The sequence below is a fragment of the Pannonibacter phragmitetus genome (assembly GCF_050510895.1).
Taxonomy (GTDB): domain Bacteria; phylum Pseudomonadota; class Alphaproteobacteria; order Rhizobiales; family Stappiaceae; genus Pannonibacter; species Pannonibacter phragmitetus_B.
Genome location: NZ_JBNINT010000001.1, coordinates 2,426,180 through 2,449,975 on the forward strand (window position 1 = coordinate 2,426,180; position 23,796 = coordinate 2,449,975).

The 23,796-nt window shown below is 62.0% G+C and carries 18 protein-coding genes and 4 pseudogenes; 9 read left to right on the forward strand and 13 right to left on the reverse strand.

Features of this window, described 5'->3' with window-relative positions:
- Positions 1–41: 41 nt before the first annotated feature.
- The 3 genes and pseudogenes from ACQB61_RS11500 to ACQB61_RS11510 form a co-directional block, all read right to left on the reverse strand.
- On the reverse strand, positions 42–584 hold the full coding sequence (locus ACQB61_RS11500) for a 3-hydroxyanthranilate 3,4-dioxygenase (RefSeq protein WP_430512712.1): 543 nt from the start codon (positions 582–584) through the stop codon (positions 42–44).
- A gap of 60 nt (positions 585–644) precedes the next feature.
- Positions 645–1,622: a dihydrodipicolinate synthase family protein gene (locus ACQB61_RS11505; RefSeq protein ID WP_430512713.1), complete on the reverse strand. Its 978-nt coding sequence runs from the start codon at positions 1,620–1,622 to the stop codon at positions 645–647.
- Between the two features lie 65 nt (positions 1,623–1,687).
- Positions 1,688–3,120, reverse strand: a pseudogene (locus tag ACQB61_RS11510) (NAD-dependent succinate-semialdehyde dehydrogenase).
- 170 nt (positions 3,121–3,290) lie between these two features.
- Between ACQB61_RS11510 and ACQB61_RS11515 the strand changes: the two are divergent.
- Entirely contained in the window at positions 3,291–4,193 is a 903-nt protein-coding gene (locus ACQB61_RS11515; RefSeq protein WP_430512714.1) for a LysR family transcriptional regulator, read from the forward strand.
- Positions 4,194–4,232: 39 nt separating this feature from the next.
- Here the strand turns inward: ACQB61_RS11515 and ACQB61_RS11520 are convergent, their stop codons facing one another.
- From ACQB61_RS11520 to ACQB61_RS11550, 7 genes and pseudogenes are all read right to left on the reverse strand, one after another.
- Positions 4,233–5,867 (reverse strand): AMP-binding protein, encoded by a 1,635-nt coding sequence (locus ACQB61_RS11520; RefSeq protein ID WP_430512715.1) that lies wholly within the window; start codon positions 5,865–5,867, stop codon positions 4,233–4,235.
- 134 nt (positions 5,868–6,001) lie between these two features.
- Positions 6,002–6,436: a RidA family protein gene (locus tag ACQB61_RS11525; RefSeq protein WP_430512716.1), complete on the reverse strand. Its 435-nt coding sequence runs from the start codon at positions 6,434–6,436 to the stop codon at positions 6,002–6,004.
- Positions 6,437–6,498: 62 nt separating this feature from the next.
- Positions 6,499–7,643, reverse strand: a pseudogene (locus ACQB61_RS11530) (acyl-CoA dehydrogenase family protein).
- A gap of 1 nt (position 7,644) precedes the next feature.
- A complete protein-coding gene (locus tag ACQB61_RS11535) occupies positions 7,645–8,457 on the reverse strand; it encodes an enoyl-CoA hydratase family protein (RefSeq protein ID WP_430512717.1) in 813 nt (270 codons plus the stop codon).
- The gene (locus tag ACQB61_RS11540) at positions 8,454–8,936 is read right to left on the reverse strand and encodes a MarR family winged helix-turn-helix transcriptional regulator (protein WP_430512718.1); all 483 of its coding nucleotides are present in this window, start codon (positions 8,934–8,936) and stop codon (positions 8,454–8,456) included. Before ACQB61_RS11540 ends, ACQB61_RS11535 begins: the two co-directional genes overlap by 4 nt.
- Positions 8,933–9,672: pseudogene (locus tag ACQB61_RS11545) on the reverse strand (SDR family NAD(P)-dependent oxidoreductase). The gene ACQB61_RS11540 and the pseudogene ACQB61_RS11545 overlap by 4 nt, the downstream one beginning before the upstream one ends.
- A pseudogene (locus tag ACQB61_RS11550) lies at positions 9,669–11,983 on the reverse strand (bifunctional salicylyl-CoA 5-hydroxylase/oxidoreductase). Before ACQB61_RS11550 ends, ACQB61_RS11545 begins: the two co-directional pseudogenes overlap by 4 nt.
- A 477-nt stretch (positions 11,984–12,460) precedes the next feature.
- Here ACQB61_RS11550 and ACQB61_RS11555 point away from each other — a divergent pair.
- The 4 genes from ACQB61_RS11555 (at position 12,461) to ACQB61_RS11570 (ending at position 18,313) form a co-directional block, all read left to right on the forward strand.
- On the forward strand, positions 12,461–14,254 hold the full coding sequence (locus ACQB61_RS11555; protein WP_430512719.1) for a hypothetical protein: 1,794 nt from the start codon (positions 12,461–12,463) through the stop codon (positions 14,252–14,254).
- Positions 14,226–15,092, forward strand: a complete 867-nt coding sequence (locus ACQB61_RS11560; RefSeq protein ID WP_430512720.1) for an autotransporter outer membrane beta-barrel domain-containing protein — start codon at positions 14,226–14,228, stop codon at positions 15,090–15,092. Before ACQB61_RS11555 ends, ACQB61_RS11560 begins: the two co-directional genes overlap by 29 nt.
- A 462-nt stretch (positions 15,093–15,554) precedes the next feature.
- Positions 15,555–15,842, forward strand: a complete 288-nt coding sequence (locus ACQB61_RS11565) for an invasion associated locus B family protein (RefSeq protein ID WP_430512721.1) — start codon at positions 15,555–15,557, stop codon at positions 15,840–15,842.
- 302 nt (positions 15,843–16,144) lie between these two features.
- The gene (locus ACQB61_RS11570) at positions 16,145–18,313 is read left to right on the forward strand and encodes an anthranilate synthase component I (protein ID WP_430512722.1); all 2,169 of its coding nucleotides are present in this window, start codon (positions 16,145–16,147) and stop codon (positions 18,311–18,313) included.
- A 50-nt stretch (positions 18,314–18,363) separates the two neighbouring features.
- Here the strand turns inward: ACQB61_RS11570 and ACQB61_RS11575 are convergent, their stop codons facing one another.
- On the reverse strand, positions 18,364–18,807 hold the full coding sequence (locus tag ACQB61_RS11575; RefSeq protein WP_430512723.1) for a hypothetical protein: 444 nt from the start codon (positions 18,805–18,807) through the stop codon (positions 18,364–18,366).
- Entirely contained in the window at positions 18,791–19,390 is a 600-nt protein-coding gene (locus ACQB61_RS11580) for a hypothetical protein (RefSeq protein WP_430512724.1), read from the reverse strand. Before ACQB61_RS11580 ends, ACQB61_RS11575 begins: the two co-directional genes overlap by 17 nt.
- Positions 19,391–19,474: 84 nt before the next feature.
- Between ACQB61_RS11580 and ACQB61_RS11585 the strand changes: the two genes are divergently transcribed.
- On the forward strand, positions 19,475–20,548 hold the full coding sequence (locus ACQB61_RS11585; protein WP_430512725.1) for a trypsin-like serine peptidase: 1,074 nt from the start codon (positions 19,475–19,477) through the stop codon (positions 20,546–20,548).
- Between the two features lie 45 nt (positions 20,549–20,593).
- Here ACQB61_RS11585 and ACQB61_RS11590 read toward each other — a convergent pair whose 3' ends face one another.
- Positions 20,594–21,025, reverse strand: coding sequence for an Lrp/AsnC family transcriptional regulator (locus ACQB61_RS11590; protein WP_430514358.1), 432 nt, complete (start codon positions 21,023–21,025; stop codon positions 20,594–20,596).
- A gap of 145 nt (positions 21,026–21,170) precedes the next feature.
- Here ACQB61_RS11590 and rocF point away from each other — a divergent pair, with 145 nt between their 5' ends.
- From rocF to ACQB61_RS11605, 3 genes are all read left to right on the forward strand, one after another.
- Complete coding sequence (rocF, locus tag ACQB61_RS11595) at positions 21,171–22,100, forward strand: arginase (RefSeq protein WP_430512726.1); 930 nt, start codon at positions 21,171–21,173, stop codon at positions 22,098–22,100.
- A gap of 91 nt (positions 22,101–22,191) precedes the next feature.
- Complete coding sequence (locus tag ACQB61_RS11600; RefSeq protein WP_430514359.1) at positions 22,192–23,193, forward strand: ornithine cyclodeaminase; 1,002 nt, start codon at positions 22,192–22,194, stop codon at positions 23,191–23,193.
- Between the two features lie 352 nt (positions 23,194–23,545).
- A complete protein-coding gene (locus tag ACQB61_RS11605; RefSeq protein WP_430512727.1) occupies positions 23,546–23,734 on the forward strand; it encodes a hypothetical protein in 189 nt (62 codons plus the stop codon).
- The last annotated feature ends 62 nt before the right edge of the window (positions 23,735–23,796 follow it).

Here is a 23,796-nt window from a genome sequence, read left to right on the forward strand (position 1 = left end):
CAGCTTGCACAGGGTCCAGAAATATTTCAAGCCTAAAACATTTACAGATTGACCCAACCTGCAGGCGGCTCCTTGCCAGGGTGGATGGTGCCGCATTTCGGGCAGGTGCGCTTGGCATCGTCCTCATAAAAGGCCTTGTAGATCGGCGGCAGGTCGTCAACGATCGACTCCAGATCCACCTCTGCCCGGTGCACAAGTGCCTTGCACTCGAAACAGTACCATTCCACTGCATCCAGTGCGCCTTCCGGGCGGGCCGGTTCGATGACAAGGCCGATGGAGCCTTCCTGCGGGCGCTGGGGCGAGTGGCGCACATGCGGCGGCAGCAGGAACACATCCCCTTCACGGATCGGCACGTCGTAGAACTCTTCCCCGTCATAGAGCTTCAGCAGCATGTCGCCCTTCAGCTGATAGAAAAATTCCTCAACCGGATCATCGTGATAGTCGGTGCGCTTGTTCGGGCCACCAACGACCGTGACCATCAGGTCCGCGTCCTTGAACACCATCTGGTTGCCGACCGGCGGCTTCAGCAGGTGCTTATGCTCATCGATCCACTTCTGGAAATTGAAGGCTTTCAATTTTGCCATTGCCGTTCTCCTCTGGGTCTTCAGACCGCTCTTGTCATTCTGGGGTAGCGGGACGCCGGATCAGGAGGCCTTGCGGGCGCCATCATCCAGCCTCAGCCCGCAAGCGTCAAATGCGGCACGTGTGCGGGCCTTTTCGTCTTCGGTCAGTTCCAGCATGGGCGGGCGCACCCATCCACCGGTCTGCCCCAGCAGGTCCTGCCAGTACTTCTGGTGAGCATGAGGCTTTTCGGATGGACGAGTGTCCTTGAGCGCCCGGCGGACCGGCTCCAGGGAATCGCGCAGCGCTCGCGCCTCTTCCGCCTTGCCTGCAAAGGCCAGATCCGTGTAGGCGCGCATGCGCCTGTCGGAGACGGTCTGCAGCAGATAGGGCGGAGAGGAACAGAGATAGAGCTGCCAGTTCAGCTCCAGAATATTGTCGAGCCACTCCTCCTCCGAGGCGGTGGAGACCAGTATCCGGTCTCCGGCGAGGGCTGTCAGCTTCTTGTACATCTCGCGCGGCACGGAGTATTTGATCGCGACCACCGTCTCGATATCCGCCAAGCGGTTGCACAGTTCCGGGCTCATCAGATAGCCGCTGTCCGGGTGGGACCACAGTGCGATGCCGATATCCACCTTCGAGGCGATGGTTTCGTAATAGCGCAGCAGCGTCTCATCCTGTGCCTTGAAGAAATGCAGGATGGGTGCGTGGACGACGATGTAGTCCGCGCCACAGGCCTGCGCGTGGCGGGCAAGATCGATCACCACGTCCATGTTCTGGTCCGAGCAGGACATGATTGTCTGTGCCCGGCCACCTGCCGCCTCGACCGCCAGATCAAAGCAACGCTTGCGCTCCTCCACAGACATGGAGAAGAACTCGCCCTGCTTTCCGGCGATGAAAAAGCCATCGATGCCAAGGTCATCGATCCAGTGGTTCATGTTGGCGCGGAAGCCGTCCTCATCAATAGAAAGGTCTTCCCGGAAAGGCATCAGGGCTGCTGCCCAGATGCCGCGCATGGTGGCAAAAGCATGTGCCTTGGCATCCTTGCGTGTGTATTTCATTTTCATCGCCTTTCGGGCAGGTGCCCTCGGAGGGGCAAAGTTGCGCAGGACGGCAGCATGAGCCGTCAGATTTCCATGCGGTGGGAAACGGTCTTCACGACCGTGTAATGCATGATGCCTTCCGCCCCGCCCTCTCGGCCAAAGCCGCTTTCCTTGACCCCGCCAAAAGGCGTCGCAGCCACCGAGGCTTCCAGCGTGTTGATGGAAACATTGCCCGCCTCCACCTCATCGGTGATGCGGTCCACGTTGGCGGCGGAGTTGGTGAAGGCATAGGCGGCAAGGCCGTAGGGCACGCTGTTCGCCCGGGCAATCGCCTCGTCCAGCGAGCGGACGGGATTGATCACCGCCAGCGGACCGAAGGGCTCTTCCTGCATGACGCGGGCATCATCAGGGACTTCCGACAGGACCGTCACCGGATAGAAATAGCCCGGCCCCTTTGGCCGCTCTCCGCCACACAGGAGCCTAGCCCCCTTGGCCAGCGCGTCAGCCACCAGCATCTCCATCGCTTCCACCCGGCGGTGATTGGCGGTCGGGCCCATCTCCGTCTCCGGATCAAGGCCATTGCCCATCTTCACCGCCTTTGCACGTGCAACGAAGGCGTCGCGGTAGGCGCCGAAGGCATTCTCATGCGCAAAGAACCGGGTGGGTGACGTGCAAACCTGACCGGCATTGCGCGCCTTGCGGATGGCTGAGACGGTGCCTGCCTTCTGCGCATCTGCATCCTCGCAGATGATGACCGGCGCGTGGCCACCCAGTTCCATCAGCACCGGCTTGGCATGGCGGGCGGCAAGGCCTGTCAGATGCTTGCCCACCACCGTGGAGCCGGTGAAGGCAACAAGGCGCACCTGCGGCTTGGGGATGAGATACTCGGAAATCTGTGCTGGCACTCCGAAAACGAGGTTCAGGACGCCCGCAGGCAGGCCCGCATCATGGAAGGCTTGCGCGATGTGCCAGGCACCGGCAGGCGTTTCCTCCGCTGCCTTGAGGATGATGGAGCAGCCGGAAGCAAGAGCCCCCGCCACCTTACGTGCGGGCTGGCTGAGCGGAAAATTCCAGGGCGAAAAGGCCGCGACCGTGCCGATTGGCTGATGGTGGACGATATAGCGGATGCCCGGCTCACTCGGGATCACCCGGCCATAGAGCCGCTCCGCCTCGCCCGCGTCCCACTCGAAGAACTCCGCACCACGGATCACTTCCAGCCTCGCCTGCTGCAGCGGCTTGCCATGTTCACGGGTGATATCGGCGGCGATTGTCTCGATCCTCTCGCGCAGAAGGGTAGCGGCCGTGCGGATGATCCGCGCCCGCTCCATGGGCGCTGTGCGCCGCCACACGGAAAAGCCCTTTGCCGCCGCCTCCAGCGCGTCATCCAGATCCGCTGTGGCTGCGACGGGCAGTCTGCCGGTCTCTTCTTCGGTTGCCGGGTTGATCACAGACAGGGCTTCCCCGTCTTGCGCCATGCGCCACCGATGTAGAGCTGGAGGTCAGGATAGTCGTGCATGATGGTGCCTTCTGTTCCTTGTCTGTTTCGTCTGCCCGGCATGACCGCAGGCCAACAGGGAAAGCGTGTTGAAGGCAGGATCGGCGAAAGCTGAATTATCGGCAAGACAGATTTATCTGATAAATTTATACTGATTTTATTATCAATAAGACCGGTGGCGGAGTGCCCCAATGAAAATCACCCTGAAGCAGATCCAGAGCTTTCTCGCCGTGGCGGAGGCTGGCAGCTTTTCTCTCGCCGCCAAACGCCTCAACACCGCTCAGCCGGCATTGTCTCAATCCATCAAGGATCTGGAGACTGACCTTGGGGTGCGCCTGTTTGACCGCACGACACGGCGGGTGGAGCTGACGGCGGCGGGCGAAGAGTTCCGCCATCCCTCCGCCAAAGTGCTGGAAGATCTGGAGCATGCGGTGGAGGGTCTGCACATGCTGGCCGACCGGCGGCGCGGCAAGCTGCGCGTGGCGGCGCCGCCGCTTCTCGCCAGCTTCGTACTGCCAAAAGTGATTGCCAGCTTTCAGGCAGCCTCTCCCGGCATCGCCGTACAGCTGTCCGATGTGGGAACCGAGCAAATTCTGGAGGCCGTGCGCAGCGGCAGGGCCGACTGTGCCGTCGGCACGTTTCCCCCGGCAGGCGATGACATCGAGCGCCAGCCGCTCGTACGCGACAGCCTGATGCTGTTCTGCCGGGAGGACAGTGCTTTTGCGGCAAGAGACAGCGCGGTCTGGTCCTCCCTTGCCGAGGCGCCGCTGGTGACGCTGACACGGGACTCCGGCATCCGCCTGCTCGTGGAAGTGGGCTTTGAAAGCGTACGGATCGAGCCCCGGATCAGCTTTGAGGTGACGCAGATCACCACCGCTCTGGCGCTGGTTGAGGCGGGACTAGGCGTTGCCGTCTTGCCCGCCTATGCACGCGCTGCCGTGCGCGGGCCCGCCATCCGCGCACTGCCTCTGGAAGAACCCGTCATCGCCCGCGAGATCATGCTGTTGAAATCCCGGGACCGCATGCCGACCCCTGCTGCTCAGGCCTTCATCGAGCACCTGACCCGCGCCCTCAAACGGCTGGCCGCAGCATAATGGGGGCAGCGGGTATAGCCACCGCCTGCCCCCTTCTCTTCAGCTCGCCTCTTTCAACCGGAACCGCTGGATCTTGCCGGTCTGCGTTTTGGGCAGGGCATCGGTAAAGAGGATGCGGCGCGGGTATTTGTAGGGCGCGATGGTTGCCTTCACGTGGTCCTGCAGGCGCTTGATGGTGACTGCATCCGGCTCCACACCGGCGCTCAGCACCACATGGGCCTCGACGATCTGCCCGCGCTCCTCATCCGGCGCGCCGATGACGGCGCATTCCAGCACGTCGGGATGAGCCAGAAGCGCGGCTTCCACATCGGGACCTGCGATGTTGTAGCCGGCGGAAATGATCATGTCGTCGTTGCGGGCGGCAAAGTGGAAGTAGCCCTGCTCGTCCTGCCAGAAGGCATCGCCGGTGATGTTCCAGCCTTCATGCACATAGCCGGTCTGGCGGCTGTCGGAGAGATAGCGGCAGCCGGTCGGCCCGCGCACGGCCAGACGCCCCACCTCGCCGCGCGGCATCTCGCGGCCCAGATCATCAACGATCCGCGCCTCGTAACCGGTTACGGGACGGCCTGTGCAGGCCGGGTGGCTGTCACCGAAGCGGTTGGAGATGAAGATATGCAGCATTTCCGTGGCACCGATGCCATCCAGCATCGGCTTGCCGGTCTTGGCCTTCCACTCCTCATAGACCGGCGCAGGCAGCGTTTCGCCTGCCGAGACGGCGGCGCGAAGGCTGGACAGGTCCGCGCCCTCGTCCATGGCCTTCAACATCACCCGGTAGGCGGTGGGCGCCGTGAAGCAGACCGTGGCGCGGTACTTCTGGATGATCTCGATGAGGTTCGGCGGCGAGGCGGTTTCCAGCAGCGCCGCCGCCGCACCAAAGCGCAGCGGGAACACGGCAAGGCCGCCAAGGCCAAAGGTGAAGGCGAGCGGCGGGGAGCCGACGAACACATCTTCCGGCGTCACGCCCAAAACCTCGCGGGCATAGCCATCTGCGATGATCAGGATGTCCCGGTGGAAGTGCATCGTTGCCTTGGGATCACCCGTGGTGCCAGAGGTAAAGCCCAGCAGGGCCACGTCGTCGCGGCCCGTCTTCACCGCTTCAAAGCGCACGGACTTGCCCAGCGCCACACGGTCCAGCTCCGCATCATGATTGGCGGTGCCATCGAAGCCGATCACGGTCTTGAGGTAGGCAGAGTCCTTGGCACAGGCGACCATCTCGTCCATCAGCCGCGTGTCGCACAGGGCAACCGTGATTTCGGCCTTGTCAACGATCTTCGCCAGTTCGCCGGCCCGCAGCATAGGCATGGTGTTGACCACCACGGCACCTGCCTTGGTCGCCGCCAGCCAGCAAGCCACCATGGCCGGGTTGTTGGCCGAGCGGATCAGCACCCGGTTGCCGGGCTTCACGCCATAATCCTCGACCAGCGCATGGGCGATGCGACTTGTCCAGTCGGCCAGTTCCTTGTAGGTGCGCTGGCGGCCATTGCCGATCAGCGCCACATGGTCGCCGAAGCCCTTTTCCACCATGCGGTCGGTCAGCTCCACGCCCGCGTTGAGGTAGTCGGGATAGTCGAAGCCCTCAAGCTTCAGCTCCGGCCACAGCTCCACGGGCGGCAGGTTGTCCCGGGTGAATGTATCCACATGGGCACTCGGACCCAGTTTCAGCACAGCTGTCATCATCAATCCCCTGGATGGTTGCCCGCTGTCGCGGACCTGCGGCCCTTCCTTTTGCGGAAGCGGGTTTTCCCTTGAGCCGCCTTGTCTTGTTCCTGAGCGTCGTCTTCCCAAATCTCACAATCCGCGCATGCGGATCACTCAGGCACCACGGCTGTTGCCTCGATCTCCACCAGCGCCTCGTCTTCCACGAGCCCGGCCACCTGCACCAGCGCCATGGCCGGGAAGTGCTTGCCCAGAACCTTGCGGTAGACAGAACCGACATCACGCAGGCTCGTGAGATAGAGCTGCTTGTCGGTGACATACCAGGTCATCCGCACCAGATGCTCCGGCCCGGCCCCGCCCTCGCGCAGCACCTCGACGATGTTCTTCAGCGTCTGCTCCACCTGTCCGGTGAAGTCCTTCGCCTCGAACTCCTGCTGGCCGTTCCAGCCGATCAGGCCGCCGAGGAAAAGCATGCGGCCGCTGGCAGCAACGCCGTTGGAATAGCCCTTGGCGGGCTTCCAGTTGCGCGGGTTCAAAAACGCGTGCGGGCTTTCGGCGGTGGAGGCATCTGCCGTTGTCTGTGTCATGTGGCCTTCCCGTCTTCCTGCGGGGTCATCTGCCCCGCTGATTGCATTCAAATTCCGGTTGCTCAGCGCGCCTCGCCCAGCGCGGCACGGGCGATGACGATCTTCTGCACGTCGCTCGCCCCCTCGTAGATGCGCAGGGCGCGGATCTCGCGATAAAGGCTTTCCACGGCAAAGCCCTTGCGCACGCCGTCGCCGCCATGCAGCTGCAGGGCCGTGTCGATGACGCGCTGGGCCGCTTCCGTCGCATGCAGCTTGGCCATCGCCGCCTCACGGCTGACACGGGCGGCGCCCATGTCCTTGGTCCAGGCAGCGCGGTAGACCAGCAGCGCCGAGGCATCCACATCCAGCGCCATATCCGCGATATGCCCTTGCACCATCTGCAGCTCGGACAGCGGCGCACCGAAGAGCTGACGCTGGCGCACGCGGGCCAGAGCCTCGTCCAGCGCCCGGCGGGCAAAGCCCAGCGCCGCTGCGCCGACGGTGGAGCGGAACACGTCCAGAACCGACATGGCGATCTTGAAGCCGTCCCCGCGCTTGCCGATCAACGCCGTCTCCGGCAGGCGGATGTTGTTGAAACGCAGATGCGCCAGCGGATGGGGCGCGATCACCTCGATGCGCTCGACGATCTCCAGCCCCGGCGTATCCGCAGGCAGCAGGAAGGCGGAGAGGCCCTTGGCCCCCGGCGCTTCGCCCGTGCGGGCAAACACCACATAAAGGTCAGCGATGCCGCCGTTGGAAATGTAGGTCTTCTCACCGGTCAGGATGAAGCCGCCCGGAACGGCCTCTGCCGCTGCGGTGCTGTTGGCCACATCCGAACCGGAGCCCGGCTCCGTCAGGGCAAAGGCGCTGATCGCGGTGCCGGCACGGGTACGCTCCAGCCACTTGCGCTGCTCCGCCGTGCCGAACAGGGAGACGCCCCCATGCCCAGCCCCTGCATCGCAAAGGCAAAATCGGCTAGGCCATCATGCCGGGCAAGCGTTTCACGGATGAGGCAGAGGCTGCGCACATCCAGAGTCTCGCCCTCGCCTGCACCCGAATGACGCAGCCAGCCAGCCTGCCCCAGATCGCGCACCAGCGTGCGGCAGGCCTCGTCCGTGTCGGCATGGTCCACGTGCAGATGCGCGGCACACCATGCATCCAACGCCTCGGCCAGCTCGCGGTGGCGGGACTCGAAGAAAGGCCAGGAGAGGAAAGAGCGGTCGGCCATCTCAGTTGCCCTCGAAAACCGGCTTCTGCTTGGCAACGAAGGCATGGTAGGCGCGGGCGAAGTCCTGCGTCTGCATGCAGATGGCCTGCGCCTGCGCTTCTGCCTCGATGGCCTGTTCCAGCCCCATGTTCCATTCCTGGTTCAGCTGGGTCTTGGTGATGCCATGGGCAAAGACCGGTCCAGAGGCGAGCCTTGCGGCCAGCGCCATGGCTTCCTCTTCCAGCTTGTCCGCCTCATGCAAGGCATTGAAGAAGCCCCAGCGCTCGCCCTCGGCTGCACTCATGGTGCGGCCCGTGTAAAGCAGTTCCGCCGCCCGGCCCTGACCGATGATCCGCGGCAGCATGGCGCAGGCGCCCATGTCGCAGCCCGCAAGGCCAACGCGGGTGAAGAGGAAAGCTGTCTTGGCCTCCGGCGTTGCCAGCCGCAGGTCGCTGGCCATGGCGACGATCGCCCCGGCCCCGACGCACACACCATCCACCGCCGCGATGATGGGCTTGCCGCAGCCGATCATAGCCTTCACCAGATCACCGGTCATGCGGGTGAAAGCAAGCAGGCCCTTCATGTCGAGCCCGACCAGCGGGCCGATGATGTCATGCACATCCCCGCCCGAGCAGAAGTTGCCGCCGTTGGAGGCGAAGACCACCACATCCACATCATCGGCATAGACAAGGGCGCGGAAGGTGTCGCGCAGCTCCGCATAGCTGTCGAAAGTCAGCGGGTTCTTGCGGTCTGGACGGTTGAGGCTCACACGCGCGATGCGGTCCTTCACCTGCCAGAGAAAGTGCTGGGGCTTCAGATCAGCCAGAGCGGTCATTGCGCGTCCTTCCCGAGTTTCTTCAATATGTCCTTGAGCGCGTCCAGATCCGCGTCAGTCAGCTTGGCGAAGAGCTGATCCACCTCCCGCTCATGATCGGCGGCCAGCTTCTCGAACTGCGCCAGCCCCTCATCCGTCAGCGACACATGCACCGTGCGCCGGTCTGCCTCGAAGGGCACACGGCGGACGAGGCCGTCCTTTTCCAGCCGGTCCACCACCGTGGTGGCATTGCCGTTGGAGACGAGCAGCAGGCGTGACAGCTCACTCATGCTCAGCGGCACGCGGCGGCGGTAGAGCGCGGCCATCACGTCGAAGCGCGGCAGCGTCGTGTCATGCTCCACCCGCAGAAACTCGCGCAGGTGCGCTTCCGCCATGCGGGTGACGCCGAGAATGCGGATCCAGGTTTTCAGCCGGCGCTTGGAGAGCGGCACGGAAGCTGCTTCCGCTTGCACCACGGCTGTTTCTCTCTCTGCGCTCATACCTCGCCTCCCGAAATGGCCATCGCCTGCCCGTTCACCCCGTCAGATCCGGCAGCGCACAGATAAAGGGCCATGGCCGTCACCTCCTGCGGGGTGATGAGGCGCTTCTGCGGATTGGTGTCCGCAAGGGCGGCCACGGCGTCGTCCCGGCTCTTGCCGGTCTTGGCCATGATGTTCTGAACAGAGCGTTCCGTCATCTCCGTATCGAGGAAGCCGGGACAAATGGCGTTGACCGTCACCGGACGGCGGGCCACTTCCAGCGCCAGCGCCTTCACAAGGCCGACAACCCCGTGCTTGGCCGCCACATAGGGCGCCACATAGGGATAGCCCTTCAGACCTGCCGTGGAAGCAATGGCGATGAGCCGCCCCCAGCCGTCCATCCGGGCAAGCCCCTCACGGAAGGTGAGGAACACGCCGGTCAGGTTCACCGCCAGCATGGCATTCCACTGATCCAGCGACGTGCGGCCAAAGGGGCGCTTTCGGCAGCGCCCGCATTTGCAATCACCACGTCCACCGGGCCTGCAGCCTCGAACAGCGCCTTCACGGAAGCCTCGTCCGTCACGTCAGCCGTCAGCCCCCGCACTCCCGGCAGGGAAGCCGCCACCGCCTGCAGCGGCTCCGCCCTCCGGCCGGTAATGATGACCTGTGCTCCGGCAGCATGGAAACCGCGGGCCAGATCTGCTCCTGCGCCCGTGCCGCCGCCCGTGATGAGAACGCGCCGTCCTGCCACCGTCATGCCCGGATCACCTCTCCCGCTGCCTTGGCGCCCTCCACCTTCGCCTTTGCCTGCTCGGCAAGGCGAAGGGCCTGATCACGCCCGGCGAGATACGGCAGCGGCCAGCTGGCCTTGCGGTCGCCCTGCTCCACTGCCGCATGCAGCGTCCAGTAGGGATCTGACAGATGCGGACGGGCAAGGCAGACCAGATCGGCACGGCCTGCCATCAGGATCGAGTTCACCTGATCGGCCTCTGTGATGTTGCCCACCGCCATGGTCGCCAGACCCGCCTCGTTGCGGATGCGGTCGGAGAACGGGGTCTGGAACATGCGGCCATAGATGGGGCGCGCGTCCGTCGTCGTCTGACCGGCGGACACGTCGATGATGTCGGCACCCGCCTCAGAGAAGGCCCGGGCGATCTCCACAGCCTCGTCCGGCGTCACGCCAGCCTCACCCACCCAGTCATTGGCCGAGATGCGCACCGACATGGGCTTGTCCTGCGGCCAGACGGCACGCATGGCGCGGAAGACTTCCAGCGGGTAGCGCAGGCGGTTTTCAAGGCTGCCGCCATATTCATCGTCGCGCAAGTTGGACACCGGCGAGATAAAGGACGACAGGAGATAGCCGTGCGCGGCATGCAGCTCGATCATGTCGAACCCGGCGCGCTCCGCCATCTTCGCGGCCTCGACGAACTGGCCGAGCACCAGATCCATATCGGCCCGGTCCATCGCCTTCGGCACCGCATTGCCCTTGGACCAGGCAATGGCGGAAGCGGATAGCAGCGGCCAGTTGCCGTCCGGCAACGGCGCGTCCATGCCTTCCCAGCCCAGCTGCGTCGAGCCCTTCCGTCCCGAATGGCCGATCTGGCAGCAGATCTTGGCTGCCGTTTCCGCATGGACGAAATCCGTCAGCCGCTTCCAGCCAGCCTCATGCTCCGGCGCATAGAGACCGGGGCAGCCGGGGGTGATGCGCCCTTCCGCCGACACGCAGGTCATTTCGGTGAAGACAAGCCCTGCCCCGCCCTTTGCCCGCTCGGCATAATGGATCAGATGCCAGTCGCCCGGCACCCCATCCACCGCCTTGTACTGGGCCATGGGCGAGACGACGATGCGGTTTTCCAGCCGCATGCCGCGCAGCGTGAAGGGGCAAACATCGGCGTGCGCCCCGGCTGGCCGCCGGCCTGCTTCTGGAACCAGTCTTCCGCCGAGCGCAGCCACTCCGGGTCGCGCAGGCGCAGGTTCTCGTGGGAAATGCGCTGGGAACGGGTGAGCAGCGAATAGTTGAACTGCACCGGGTCGAGGTCCAGATAGCGCTCCACCTGCTCGAACCATTCCAGCGAGTTGCGGGCGGCAGATTGCAGGCGCAGCACCTCGATGCGGCGCTCTTCCTGATAGCGCTCGAAGGCCGCTTCCATGCTGGATTCGCTGTGGAGATAGGTGGCCAGCGCAATTGCACTGTCAAACGCAAGCCGCGTGCCGGATCCGATGGAGAAATGCCCCGTCGCCGCTGCATCGCCCATCAGCACCACATTGCCGTTGTACCACTTCTCGCAGATCACACGCGGGAAGTTCATCCAGACAGCAGAGCCGCGCAGATGTGCTGCGTTGGACATGAGCTTGTGGCCATCCAGATGCGCGGCAAACACCTTCTCGCAGGTCTCGATGGTCTCTTCCTTGGACATATGCTCGAAACCGAAGCGGTCCCAGGTCTCCTGCGTGCATTCCACGATCACCGTCGCCGTGTCGGCATCGAACTGATAGGCATGCACCCACATCCAGCCGTGCTCGGTCTTCTCGAAGATGAAGGTGAAGGCGTCATCGAACTTCTGGTGCGTGCCGAGCCAGATGAACTTGCACAGGCGCAGATCCACATCGGGCTTGAACACATCCGCATATTCACGCCGCACCAGCGAGTTGATGCCGTCGCTGGCGACCACGAGATCATAGTCCTTGCGGTAATCTTCAGCGGTCTTGAACTCCTGCTGGAATTCCAGATTGATGCCCAGCTCGCGCGCCCGCTCCTGCAGGATGATCAGCAGCTTCTTGCGGCCAATGCCGGCAAAGCCATGACCGCCGGAGACGGTGCGCACACCGTTGTGCACGACGGCAATGTCATCCCAGTAGGAGAAGTTGGCGCGGATCTCTTCCGTGCTCTTGGGGTCGTTGCGCGCCATGTTGCCAAGCGCGTCATCCGACAGCACGACGCCCCAGCCAAACGTATCGTTGGCCTTGTTGCGCTCCAGCACAGTGATGTCATGCGCTGGATTGCGCAGCTTCATCGAGATCGCAAAATAGAGCCCCGCGGGCCCGCCTCCCAGGCACAGGATCTTCATTGCCGCAGTCCCTTCCGTTTGTCTTGTTGAGCATGAGCCTGCCACCAGCCGGAAATTATTTCAAGCTTGAAATATCGACTTTCGGCAACTGTCGGAGATCCGTCTTACGGGAGAAGGTACGGACGAAGGGGCTAAGGCGACTCAGCCGCGCGCAACAACGGCCGACCACGGACGCCAGAAACCAAAAACTGCAAGTTTTTTTGTTGCAACCATGCAACATGTAACGAAAATCATAACCTGATAAATCTACCACTTCGCCATGATTTCTGCCCGCAAAAACAATTAATATTTTTTGCAATTCCAATCAAAGTACGGAAATCCCTAGGTCAGATTCCGATACCGCCTCCCGAACACAGGCCCCAGGAAAAATTCGCAACTCAGCAATTGGAGGATGTGTCGGAAACAGCCGCTTCACAATGCGTGCATCGCCATATTAGACGACGGCCAAAGCTTACCTTTTGTCTCGCAGGTCCCCTGATGTCACATCTCTCCGAAATTCAGCAGAGCATTCCCTCTCCCCGGAAGCCTCGCCATCGCACGCGCCAGTTGCTTCTGGCTTCCACCGGAGCCTTTTGCTGCATTCTGGCGGAAGCACAAGCACAGCAGATCATTGAAGGTGCTCTGGCGACTGTCATTACGACGCCAGTAAACTATAACACCAACGTTTCTGTAGGCCGGAACACCGACGGCACGCTAATCATTCGCGATGGCGGCACGATCAGCAATACAAGGGGCGATATCGGAGATGGCGATATCGGCAATCCATCCGGCATCACCGGTGCGGCCACCGTCACGGGGCCTGGTTCAACCTGGACGAATAGCCAGAGCCTCTTAATAGGCAGAATCAACAACGGCACACTGACGATCGAGAACGGCGGCGCTGTCAGCAGTATGCATGGCTTCATCGGCCACTTTGACGGCAGCACAGGCGCGGTCACAGTCACGGGAGCTAGCTCCAGCTGGACAATCGACGATGAGCTCTACGTAGGCGAAGACGGCACCGGCACGCTTACAATAACCGCTGGCGGATCTGTCAGCAATGTGTCCGGCTATATCGGGGATGGTGACGGCAGCGGTTTTGTCACCGTCACGGGAGCAGACTCCAACGGGAACGTCTCAAGCTGGACGAACAGCTCAACGCTTGATGTGGGCTATTATGGCACCGGAACGGTGACAATCGCGGATGGCGGTGAGGTTAGGGTTGGCGCGGCTGGATTGGATGGCAAATACAATGGCGCAGTCAATATTGCATCTTCCGATAGTGAATCGAATGGAACCTTAAATATCGGCGCAGAAACCGGCTCCAATGCCGCTGCCGCAGGAAAACTGAATGCTGCGTCGCTTGTCTTCGGCGATGGCAACGGCAAGCTCGTTTTCAACCACACCAGTACGGACTACGATTTCTCAACGTCGATTGCCCGTCCATCCAATGCTACCGGCCAAGGCACCATCGAGCATTTGGCGGGCAGCACCAAGCTATCCGGCGACAGCTCCGGTTTCAGCGGCAAAACGAATGTCTCCGGTGGCACGCTATACGTGACAGGATCGCTCGGTGGCACCATCAACGCCCTGGCGGGCGGCACGCTGGCCGGAACGGGAACCATCGGAACGGGCAGTTCCACGATTACCATCGGCAATGGCGGCAGGCTGTCGCCCGGGCTTGACGGCTCAGTGGGCACGCTGACCATGAACGGCAACCTGAATCTTGCAAGCGGCTCCACCTATGTGGTGCAGGTATCGGGCAACAGCAGTGATGCCATCAACCTCACCGGCACCGTGACGATCGCCAGCGGCGCAGCACTTCAGTTTTCCGGCACAGCCACCGCGCAGAGCTACACCATCCTAACGGCATCAACCCTCACCGGCACCTTCTCGACGGTCGAATGGGGTGACGTCAGCGGCTACGAGGTTGCCTATAACGAGACGAACGGCACCATACGCCTGGTGCGGGCCTCCGGTTCTCAGTCTGGATTCCTGACGCCGAACCAGTCGTCTGTTGCCTCTGCAATCCAAACCGGCACGGCACCTGCCGCTGTGACCTCTGCGGTTTCGAGACTGGCCTCCGGTCAGCGGGCCGGAGCACTGCAGCAGCTCTCCGGCCAGAGCCATGCCGACATGAACAGCGGCCTCGTGAAGATCAACACATCTGTCAATAACACGGTCAACGCCCGCGTCCGCACCGTTACCAGTGGCGTGGCAGCCCCCACCGTGCCGGTTCTGGGCTATGGCGAAGAAAAAGACCGTGACAGACGACCGCTTCGCCGCCTTTGAAAAGAAGGAAGTGCCCGCCGATCCGGACCGCTTTGCCGTGTGGGCAAACGGCTTTGGCTCCTGGGGCCAGGCTGGTGCCACCGATGGCGGCTCCTCAACCGGCATGACAAATGCCGGCATGCTGGCGGGCGGCGATGCGATCATCACCGGTAATCTGCGGGCCGGCGTGTTCGGCGGCTTCAGCCGCTCGTATTTCGATGACAGCAGCAGCAAGGGCAACAGCAGCAACTATCATGCTGGCGCCTATGCAGGCACCAGTTGGGACGCCCTCTCCATCCGCACCGGCCTCAGCTACACTTGGTATGAAGTCAACACGAAGCGCGCCATCAGTGTCCTCAAAGAAACCGTTGAAGGCAAGTATGACGCCTCCAGCTTGAACGCCTTTAGCGAGGTCAGCTACCGCATCGAGACGGCCTACGCCGCATTCGAGCCTTTCGCAGGCTTGGCCCATACCCACCTGAAGACGGGCGGCTTCACCGAAACGGGCGGCATCTCCGCACTCACCATCGGAAGCAGCACGAGCGATACGACCTATACCACTCTTGGAATGCGCGCCTCGACGGATGTGAACCTCGGGCCGGTGACTGCAAGCCTGCGCGGCTCCCTCGGCTGGCTCTATGCTTTCGGCGATCTCGATGCCACCAGAACGGCACGGTTTGCCACCGGCAGCAGCTTCAGCGTGACCGGCACGCCGCTCGACCGCAACGCTGCTCTCGTGGAAACCGGCGCGGACTTCAGCCTCTCACCTTCCGCGACGCTGGGCGTCACCTACAGCGGCCAGTTCGGCAAGATTGCACAGGAGCACGGCGCCAATGCGAGATTGCGCGTCCAGTTCTGAGACGATGGAGCGGCCGGTCGCGCAGCATCAGATTGCGCCGCCGGCAAGCATCGCAAACACGATCCAACACTTCCTCACAAAGAGCTGCCGCGTCCTCATCGTGTGATGCGGCAGCTCATGCACACTCTCCTGATGCATGATGCCGTGAGACCACCGTTGCTCCGGACTGGCCACCCACTCTCGATAAGACAAGCGCTTCGGGAGCTGGTATCAGAGCAGCTCAACCAAAACACATTGCCTCACGACCAAACCTCCGGAGATATGCATGGCTTCCGTACAGACCTCATCCACACAGCCCGCCGGAGGAAATTCGGTAAACGAGACATACGATGACTGGGCCGTGCTGTGCTCTGAAACCGAAAAAGGCCGGGCCTGCCTGATGACCCAGCAGCAGCGTACGAAGGACACCAATCAGCTCGTGCTGGCGATGGAACTGGCCTGCGTTTCGGCGGAGCAGTTCCAGTGCAATCTGGTGCTCCCCTTGGCCTGCGGCTCACCGATGGCGTTACGCTGCAGATCGACGATGGTCCCGTCACCAAGCCAGTGCCTTTTGCAACATGCCTGTCCGCAGGCAGCATCGTGCAATTGACCTTCGATGCTGGAGCCCTCAATGCCCTCAGGACAGGCAACACGCTGAAGCTGACTGCAAGGGTCCATGACAGCGGCCAGAATATTGTCTTCGGTGTCTCCCTGAAAGGCTTCGCCGCAGCACATGACCGGATGCTGGCGCTCTGCGTGCCTGTAAAATAATTCAAGCTTGAAGCGACTGGTCTATTTTGCAACAGGGGCGCGGGAAGTGGTGCGAGGGTGATTTTTAGGTCCTCTCCCCGGTTGCCTGCCGCCTGTAGCCGCGCTACGCAAACGGCATGAACACGCAGATGATCCGCATGGGCTGGTGGTGGCAGGACGCTTGATTGGCGGCCTTGCGATTTCTCATGTTCTGACGTGATCGAAGTTGACCCAAAGGCCGCCGCGGCAAGACCCGCAGGCGGCCTTTGGTCTGTCTGGGGCCTGGCTGGGGAAGGCCTGGACCTGAACTGGAGGATGGACGAATGCCGGTACCGGCTGAGCAGACTTTCAAGACCAAGGGCGGCATTGCCGTCACACGCGGCGCACGTCCGGCAGACTATGCGGAAGGAACCTCCCGCTGGATCGACCGGCTGGATGCAGAGCGCGGCGCGGTCCTCTCCTCCTCCTATGAATATCCGGGCCGTTACACCCGCTGGGACATGGCGCTGGTCAATCCGCCGCTGGTGCTGGAATCGGCAGGGCGAAACGTCGAAATCCGCGCCCTCAACGCCCGCGGCCTTGTCCTGCTGCCCGCCGTTGCCCGCGTTCTGGCCGCCCATCCGGACGTTGAGGACTTCACCTCCACCGAAGGCCGCATGACGCTGACGGTGCGCAAGCCCGCTGCCCCCTTCCGCGAGGAAGACCGCTCGCGTCAGGCTTCCACCTTCTCCGTGGTGCGTGCCATCAAGGAGCTGTTCGCCTGCGATGATGATCAGCTCGGCCTTTACGGGGCCTTTGGCTATGACCTTGCCTTCCAGTTCGAGCCGATCGAACTGAAGCTGAAGCGCCCGGCAGACCAGCGCGATCTGGTGCTTTTCCTGCCCGATGAGATCCTCATCGTCGACCACCATGGCCGCCGCGCCTATGTGCTGGAATATGACTTCGAGGTGGATGGCAAGCGCACCCATGGCCTGCCACGCGACGGGGAGAAGCAACACTATCAACCGGCCAATGAAGATCCGGGCCGGGGTGACCATGAGCCGGGCGAATATGCAAAGATCGTGGACCGGGCCAAGGAGTATTTCCGCCGGGGCGACCTGTTCGAGACCGTACCGGGCCAGACATTCTACGAGCCTTGCGCCAATCCGCCTTCGGCTGTTTCCCGCCGCCTGCAGCAGATCAACCCCTCACCCTATTCCTTCTTCATCAACCTCGGAAATGCGGAATATCTCGTCGGCGCCTCGCCGGAGATGTATGTGCGCGTCACCGGTGGGCGGCGGGTGGAAACCTGCCCCATCTCCGGCACCATCCGCCGCGGCAAGAATGCCATCGAGGATGAGGCGCAGATCCGCAAGCTGCTGAACTCCGCCAAGGACGAGGCAGAACTGACCATGTGCTCGGACGTGGACCGCAACGACAAGAGCCGCGTCTGCGTGCCCGGTTCAGTCAAGGTCATCGGCCGCCGTCAGATCGAGATGTACTCCCGCCTGATCCACACAGTGGATCATATCGAGGGCAGCCTGCGCGAGGACATGGACGCGCTCGACGCCTTCCTTTCCCACGCCTGGGCTGTCACCGTGACCGGCGCGCCGAAGCGCTGGGCGATGGAGTTCATCGAGAACAACGAAAAGAGCTCCCGCGCCTGGTATGGCGGTGCCATCGGCGCCGTGCTGTTCAACGGTGACATGAACACCGGCCTCACTCTGCGCACCGTGCGCATCAAGGATGGCGTTGCCCAGATCCGCGCTGGCGCCACGCTGCTCTATGACAGCATCCCGGAAGACGAAGAGGCCGAGACCGAGCTGAAGGCCGAAGCCATGCGTGCTGCTGTGCGCGAGGCGGGGCTGGCCGTGAAGGCAACGGAAACCGTGCGCGAGAAGAAGCCAGGTGCGGGCCTCAAGATCCTGCTGGTGGACCACGAGGACAGTTTCGTCCACACGCTGGCCAACTACTTCCGCCAGACCGGCGCCGATGTGGTCACCTACCGCACGCCCGTTGCCGACCATGTGTTCCATGACGTGAACCCGGATCTGGTGGTCCTCTCCCCAGGCCCCGGCAGCCCGAAGGACTTCGACTGCGCCGCCACCATCGGCCGTGCCCGCGCCCGCGCCCTGCCGCTGTTCGGCGTCTGCCTTGGCCTGCAGGCTCTCGCCGAAGGGCTTGGCGGGGAACTCGGCCAGCTCGACGTGCCAATGCACGGCAAGCCCTCCCCCATAACCCTCACCGGCAATTCGGTGCTGTTCGAAGGCTTGAGCTCGCCGGTCACGGTCGGCCGCTACCACTCGCTCTTTGCGAAGAAGGACAAGCTGCCCGCAGACTTCCGCGTCACGGCAGAAACGGAAGACGGCGTGATCATGGCCATCGAGCACACCAGCGAGCCGATTGCCGCCGTCCAGTTCCACCCGGAAAGCATCATGTCTCTCGACCAGGAAGCCGGCCACCGCATCATCGAAAACGTGGTGACCCGTCTGGTGAAGAGGCGGCGGGCGTAAGCTCAAGCCCCCCGGCGCAGAACTTGCGCCGGGAAATTCTATCAATGTCCTCAGACGCCAGCCTTCTTCAGCGTCTTGCGGAACCTTGCCGCCACCTTGCCAAAACCTTCGTCCGTGCCGTGGATCTCGTCGATCCAATCTGTCACATCCGGCATAGCGCCCCGGCAATCGACAAGCCAGATATCTGTCTGCTTGGGATCGCCCGCCACACGCTCCAGCATGTCATAGAGCGCATCCACCAGAAACTTGATGATGTTGCGCCTCAGGGCATCATCCACGATGCCCCGCGCATCCAGCGGTTCGCCGAGCCATTCGTCCCGCTTCGCATGCTTTGGCTTTCTCGGATCCTTTGCCTGCTTCAATTCAGGATAGGCGTGGTCATAGCCATGAATGAAGACCGGCAATTTCTTGAATTCCTTGTACTGGCGAATATTGGCAATCACATTCCGGTAAGCCTTTTCCAGAAAAGCCAGCTTTTCACCAAGAACAGCCATATTGATATGTCCTGACACATCTTTTTCGTTGCTGTTGAACGGCTTCAGAATGTCGTGCAGCGCCGCCTTCCCGGTGACCGGATCTTCGCCAATGATGTCGTTTCCAGCGGCAGAAAACAGGAAGCCCTTCACGTTGTCCCGGTATTGCCAAAGGGAGGCCAGATACTCGTTCCCCCTTACCCAAAGGACCGTAGACCATGTTTTCTGCAGTATCTCCGGCCGCAGAAACGGAATAGATGAGGTAGTCCTTACCTAGGTGGTCGACAACATCCTTCACAAGCAAGGGAAACTGATGCCAGCTGTCGCCCTCTTCAACGATAACGGGAAGATTTTCACCTGAGTTGAAACGGTTGCGGAACCGAACCCAGCGCCGCCAGCGTTCTAGGTTATTGCCGATACCAAGGGCGCTTTCCAGCTCTGCCTGTTCAGGTGGGATCTCCACCTTTTTCGGGTCTGGAACAATAGCAAAGTCAAGACCATGACGGCGCGCCTGAACTTTGGCAACGGCAAGAATCTGTTCGTCCGTTGACGCGGGATCCAGTAGAATTGCCAGATACTGAGCATAGGTGATTTTCTCTGCCATGACTTACCCCTTCCCCACTTCCCTTTCGTTAACTATACTTAAAATTGCATAACATTCAATACACCAGCTCTCGAGGAGGGCGTCATGCGGGAAGAGGGCACAGTCACAATTTCTGAACTGGGAGATGAGCTCGCAGAAGCGGCTGCGGGGCGCGTCCAGAAAAATCTGCGCAATCTGAAGAAGGCACTCAAGTATGCCAGCCAAGGCCTCGTCTCACCGACAGAAACAAAGGCCCGTATTGACCGTTATCTGCAAGGGCAAAGCCGCCCGCCAGAGCGCCAGCGTGCACTGATCTCAGGCCATGACGATCTGGGCCAGGAAGCGCTGATCGGCACCAGCGACCTGCTATCGGTCGAGTTTCTGGAGGCCGGGCAACTTGCTGCAAGGGCCATTGCCTGCGTACAGATCGCAGGTGGCACAATCAGCGGGACAGGCTTCCTGGTTGGATCTGGCCTGCTGCTTACCAATCAGCATGTTCTTGAAACGCCCACTATGGCCGCTGCAGCAACCGCAGTATTTGGTCATGAGGAGCAGAAGTTTGGAATTCCCTCAGCGACCAGCGAATATGCGCTCGATCCAGGCACGTTCTGGCTTGCCGACAGGGCGCATGACTTCGCGCTCGTGGCTGTTTCTCCGGTCGGGGATACCGGCGTTCCGTTGACGAACTTTGGCTGGCATCCGCTGCTGGACGAGGGCAAGATCCTTGAGGGCCATCCGGTCAGCGTGATTCAGCATCCTCATGGTCGGCCGAAGTGCATCGCCCTGCACAACAGTTATTTTCTGTTGCTGGGAAAGTCAGCCGATGAGGAGCAGTTCTGCTGGTATACGGCCGACACGGAAAGAGGCAGTTCCGGCGCACCGGTCTTCAGCCGGGACTGGCAAGTCGTCGCGCTGCATCACAAGGCCGTACCGAAGACCAATGAGGAAGGAGAGATCCTCGACCGCCTTGGCAAGACCATGCCACGTGCTGAATATGAGCGCTATCCTGGCCGGGCAGGCCATGTTGCCAACGAAGGCATCCGAGCATCCCGCCTCCGGCGGTTCATCGCCAATGCCTCGATGGAGGTTTCCACACACGCGGCCCTCCGGGATCAGCTCATCGCCCATTGGGACAGTCCGCAAGCCCGCTCCTTACGCGCACGTTTTCCAGCGCTCTGAAGCGCTCCGGACGCCCCTCAGCGCTGGATCAGGGGCCGTCAGGTCTCACCGCCGCCAGGTTTTCACCGCTGACAGCAGCAGGCTGGTTTCGGTGGCGGAGACGCCTTCGATGAGGCGGATGCGGTGGAGGGCGGCATCGAAGGAGGCGAGGTCGGGGGTGGCAAGTTCAATCACCAGATCCCAGCGGCCGTTGGTGGTGTGGATCGAGCGGGCTTCCGGCATGCCGCTCAGGCGGCGGATCACCGCATCGGCTCGCTTGCCCTCGATGGCCAGCATCATCATGGCGCGGATCGGCAGGTCCTGCCCTTCGTTGCGCAGCACGGCGGTGAAGCCCTGAATCTCACCACTTTCCACCAGCCGCGACAGACGCGCCCGCACGGTGGCCCGCGAAAGCTTCAGATCAACCGCCAGATCCGAGATAGAGCGGCGGCCATCTGCCCTGAGCGCGGCAATCAACGCAAGATCCGTATCGTCCAGCATGCGCCATTCTTCCAGTTTGGAAAGTCCAGCTTATCACTCTGCATGGCCTGCTGCCCAGAGTGATCAATTTTCCGTCTTCAGACTGCCATCTGATGCCTGCACTCTAAAGGAGATGCAGATACGCAGCGAAGGAGGCCGAAGGATGACGCAGATTGCGCTTGTTGGAGCACCGGTGGAGGCAGGCGCAGGCCGCAGGGGCTGCCTGATGGGACCGGCGGCCTACCGGACTGCGGGCCTTCAGGAAGAGCTGGTGGCACTCGGCCTTGCCGTCGAAGACCACGGCGACGTTGTGCCGGATGGAGCACTTGATGTGCCGGACACGGACCCGAAGCTGAAGAACCTGCGCGCCGTTGCCGGCTGGACGCGGGCACTTTACCGCAAGGCCCGGGCGCTGGCTGCAGGGCCGCAGATGCCCATCTACATGGGCGGCGACCATGCGCTTGCCCTTGGCACACTGGCCGGGCACGCAGCCCACGCGGCGGGCGCGGGGCGGCCGCAATTCGTGCTGTGGCTCGATGCCCATTCCGACATCAACACCTTCGAGAGCACGGTCAGTGGCAATCTGCACGGCACGCCGGTTGCCTTTGCCTGCGGCCTGCCGGGCTTTGACGTGCTTCTGGACGAAAAGCTGGACACACCCGTATCACCGGGCAACCTCTGCCTGCTGGGCCTGCGCTCGGTCGATCCGCCGGAGCGGGCACTGATCCGGGAGCTTGGCATCACCGCCCATGACATGCGGGCCATTGACGAGAGCGGCATCGCACGCCTGCTGGAGCCATTTCTGGAGCGCTGCGCCCGCGCCAACGGCTTCCTGCATGTGAGCCTTGATGTGGATTTCATTGATCCGGACATCGCCCCGGCGGTGGGCACCACCGTGCCGGGCGGCGTCACCTTCCGCGAGGCACATCTGGTGATGGAGATGCTGCATGACAGCGGCCTCGTGACCTCGCTGGATCTGGTGGAACTGAACCCCTTCCTCGATGACCGGGGCCGCACCGCCCGCCTGATGGTGGACCTGACCGCGAGCCTCTTCGGACGGCGCGTCATGGACCGCCCCACCCGCAGCTACTGAACCGGAGCCAGAAGATGACCGCACCTGCAAGCCATCCGGCACAGCCGGCCCCTCGCCTCTCGCGCTGGTGCCCTTCGTCAGCGTTGGCAACATGATGCGCATTCTCAATGCGGTGGGCGTCGAAGCCTTCATCGAAGGGCTTGCACGCGTGATCGAGGAAGATTTCCGGCGCTGGCCGCTGTTCGACAAGACGCCGCGTGTCGCCTCCCATTCCCGCGAAGGCGTCATCGAGCTGATGCCCGCATCAGACGGCGTTGCCTATGGCTTCAAGTATGTGAACGGCCACCCGAAGAACACCCGCACCGGCCGCCAGACCGTGACGGCCTTTGGCGTGCTGGCAGAGGTGGAGACGGGTTATCCCGTGCTCCTTTCGGAGATGACGATCCTCACCGCCCTGCGCACTGCCGCCATGTCGGCACTGGCGGCAAAATACCTTGCTCCGGCTGACGCCCGGTCCATGGCGATCATCGGCAATGGTGCGCAATCGGAGTTTCAGGCCCTCGCCTTCCGCAAAATCCTCGGCGTGGACCGCTTGCGGCTCTACGATATCGACACGGCGGCCAGCAACCGCTGCGCCCGCAATCTTGAAGGCTTCGGCTTCGACATCACCCTTTGCGGCACGGCGGAAGAGGCAGTCGAAGGCGTTTCCATCATCACCACGGTGACGGCGGACAAGCAGCGTGCCACCATCCTGACGGACAACATGGTGGCCAGCGGCCAGCACATCAACGCGGTGGGCGGCGACTGCCCCGGCAAGACGGAGTTGCACCGGGACATACTGCTGCGCTCGTCCATCTTTGTCGAATACACGCCCCAAACGCGCATCGAGGGCGAAATTCAGCAGCTTGAGGCTGATCATCCTGTCACAGAGCTCTGGCAGGTGATCGCCGGAGAAGCGCCTGGCCGCCGGTCCGCACTGGAAACAACGCTCTTCGATTCAGTCGGCTTCGCGGTGGAGGACTTCTCTGCCCTGCGTTATCTGCGTGGGCTCTTAAAGGATTTGCCCTATTGCGAGATGCTGGATCTTCTGGCCGACCCGGATGATCCGCGCGACCTGTTTGGCATGGTGATGCGGGCCGGGACTGAAGGCTGAGAGGCGCAAAGCAGGAAACGTCACATAGCGGAACAAGATGTATCAGATCCGGTCAAAATTGATTCGGATCAGCATCCGCATCTGCCGCGTCTTCACACCGCAAGTTCAACCATGGCGCGCTATTTTCCGTACAAAGTTTCAAATTGAAGAAACAAACTTCTCATGAGACGAAGCTCACTTCTCAAGACGCGCTTCGAATTTCCATCAGATCTGGCGGCTCATTTCAAAACAACTGCAACCATCTGCTTTTCTGAGGTTTTTACGTGACAAGATAGCCCCCTCTGACATACCAAAGTTGCGGATCAGAGACATTGCTGCTTATCAGCCCTGCAGGAACCGGCGGAAGCCCACCATGCAACGCAACTCGTTTATTGAACTGATGAGCATGATCGCCGGCTTCTTCGGCGGCATCGTCATTTCTTACATTTTCGGCTGGGGTCTGCTTTTCGGCATGCTTGTGACGGTGAGCCTTGCCGTTCTTGGCGATTGGATTTACGGCCGCAAGATACGGGAGCGCGAGGCGCGCAGCCGCAGGAACTGAAGGCAGTTGCCTTGAGCCGTCAAAGCAAAAAGGCCGCCGGAATGACCGGCGGCCTTTTTACT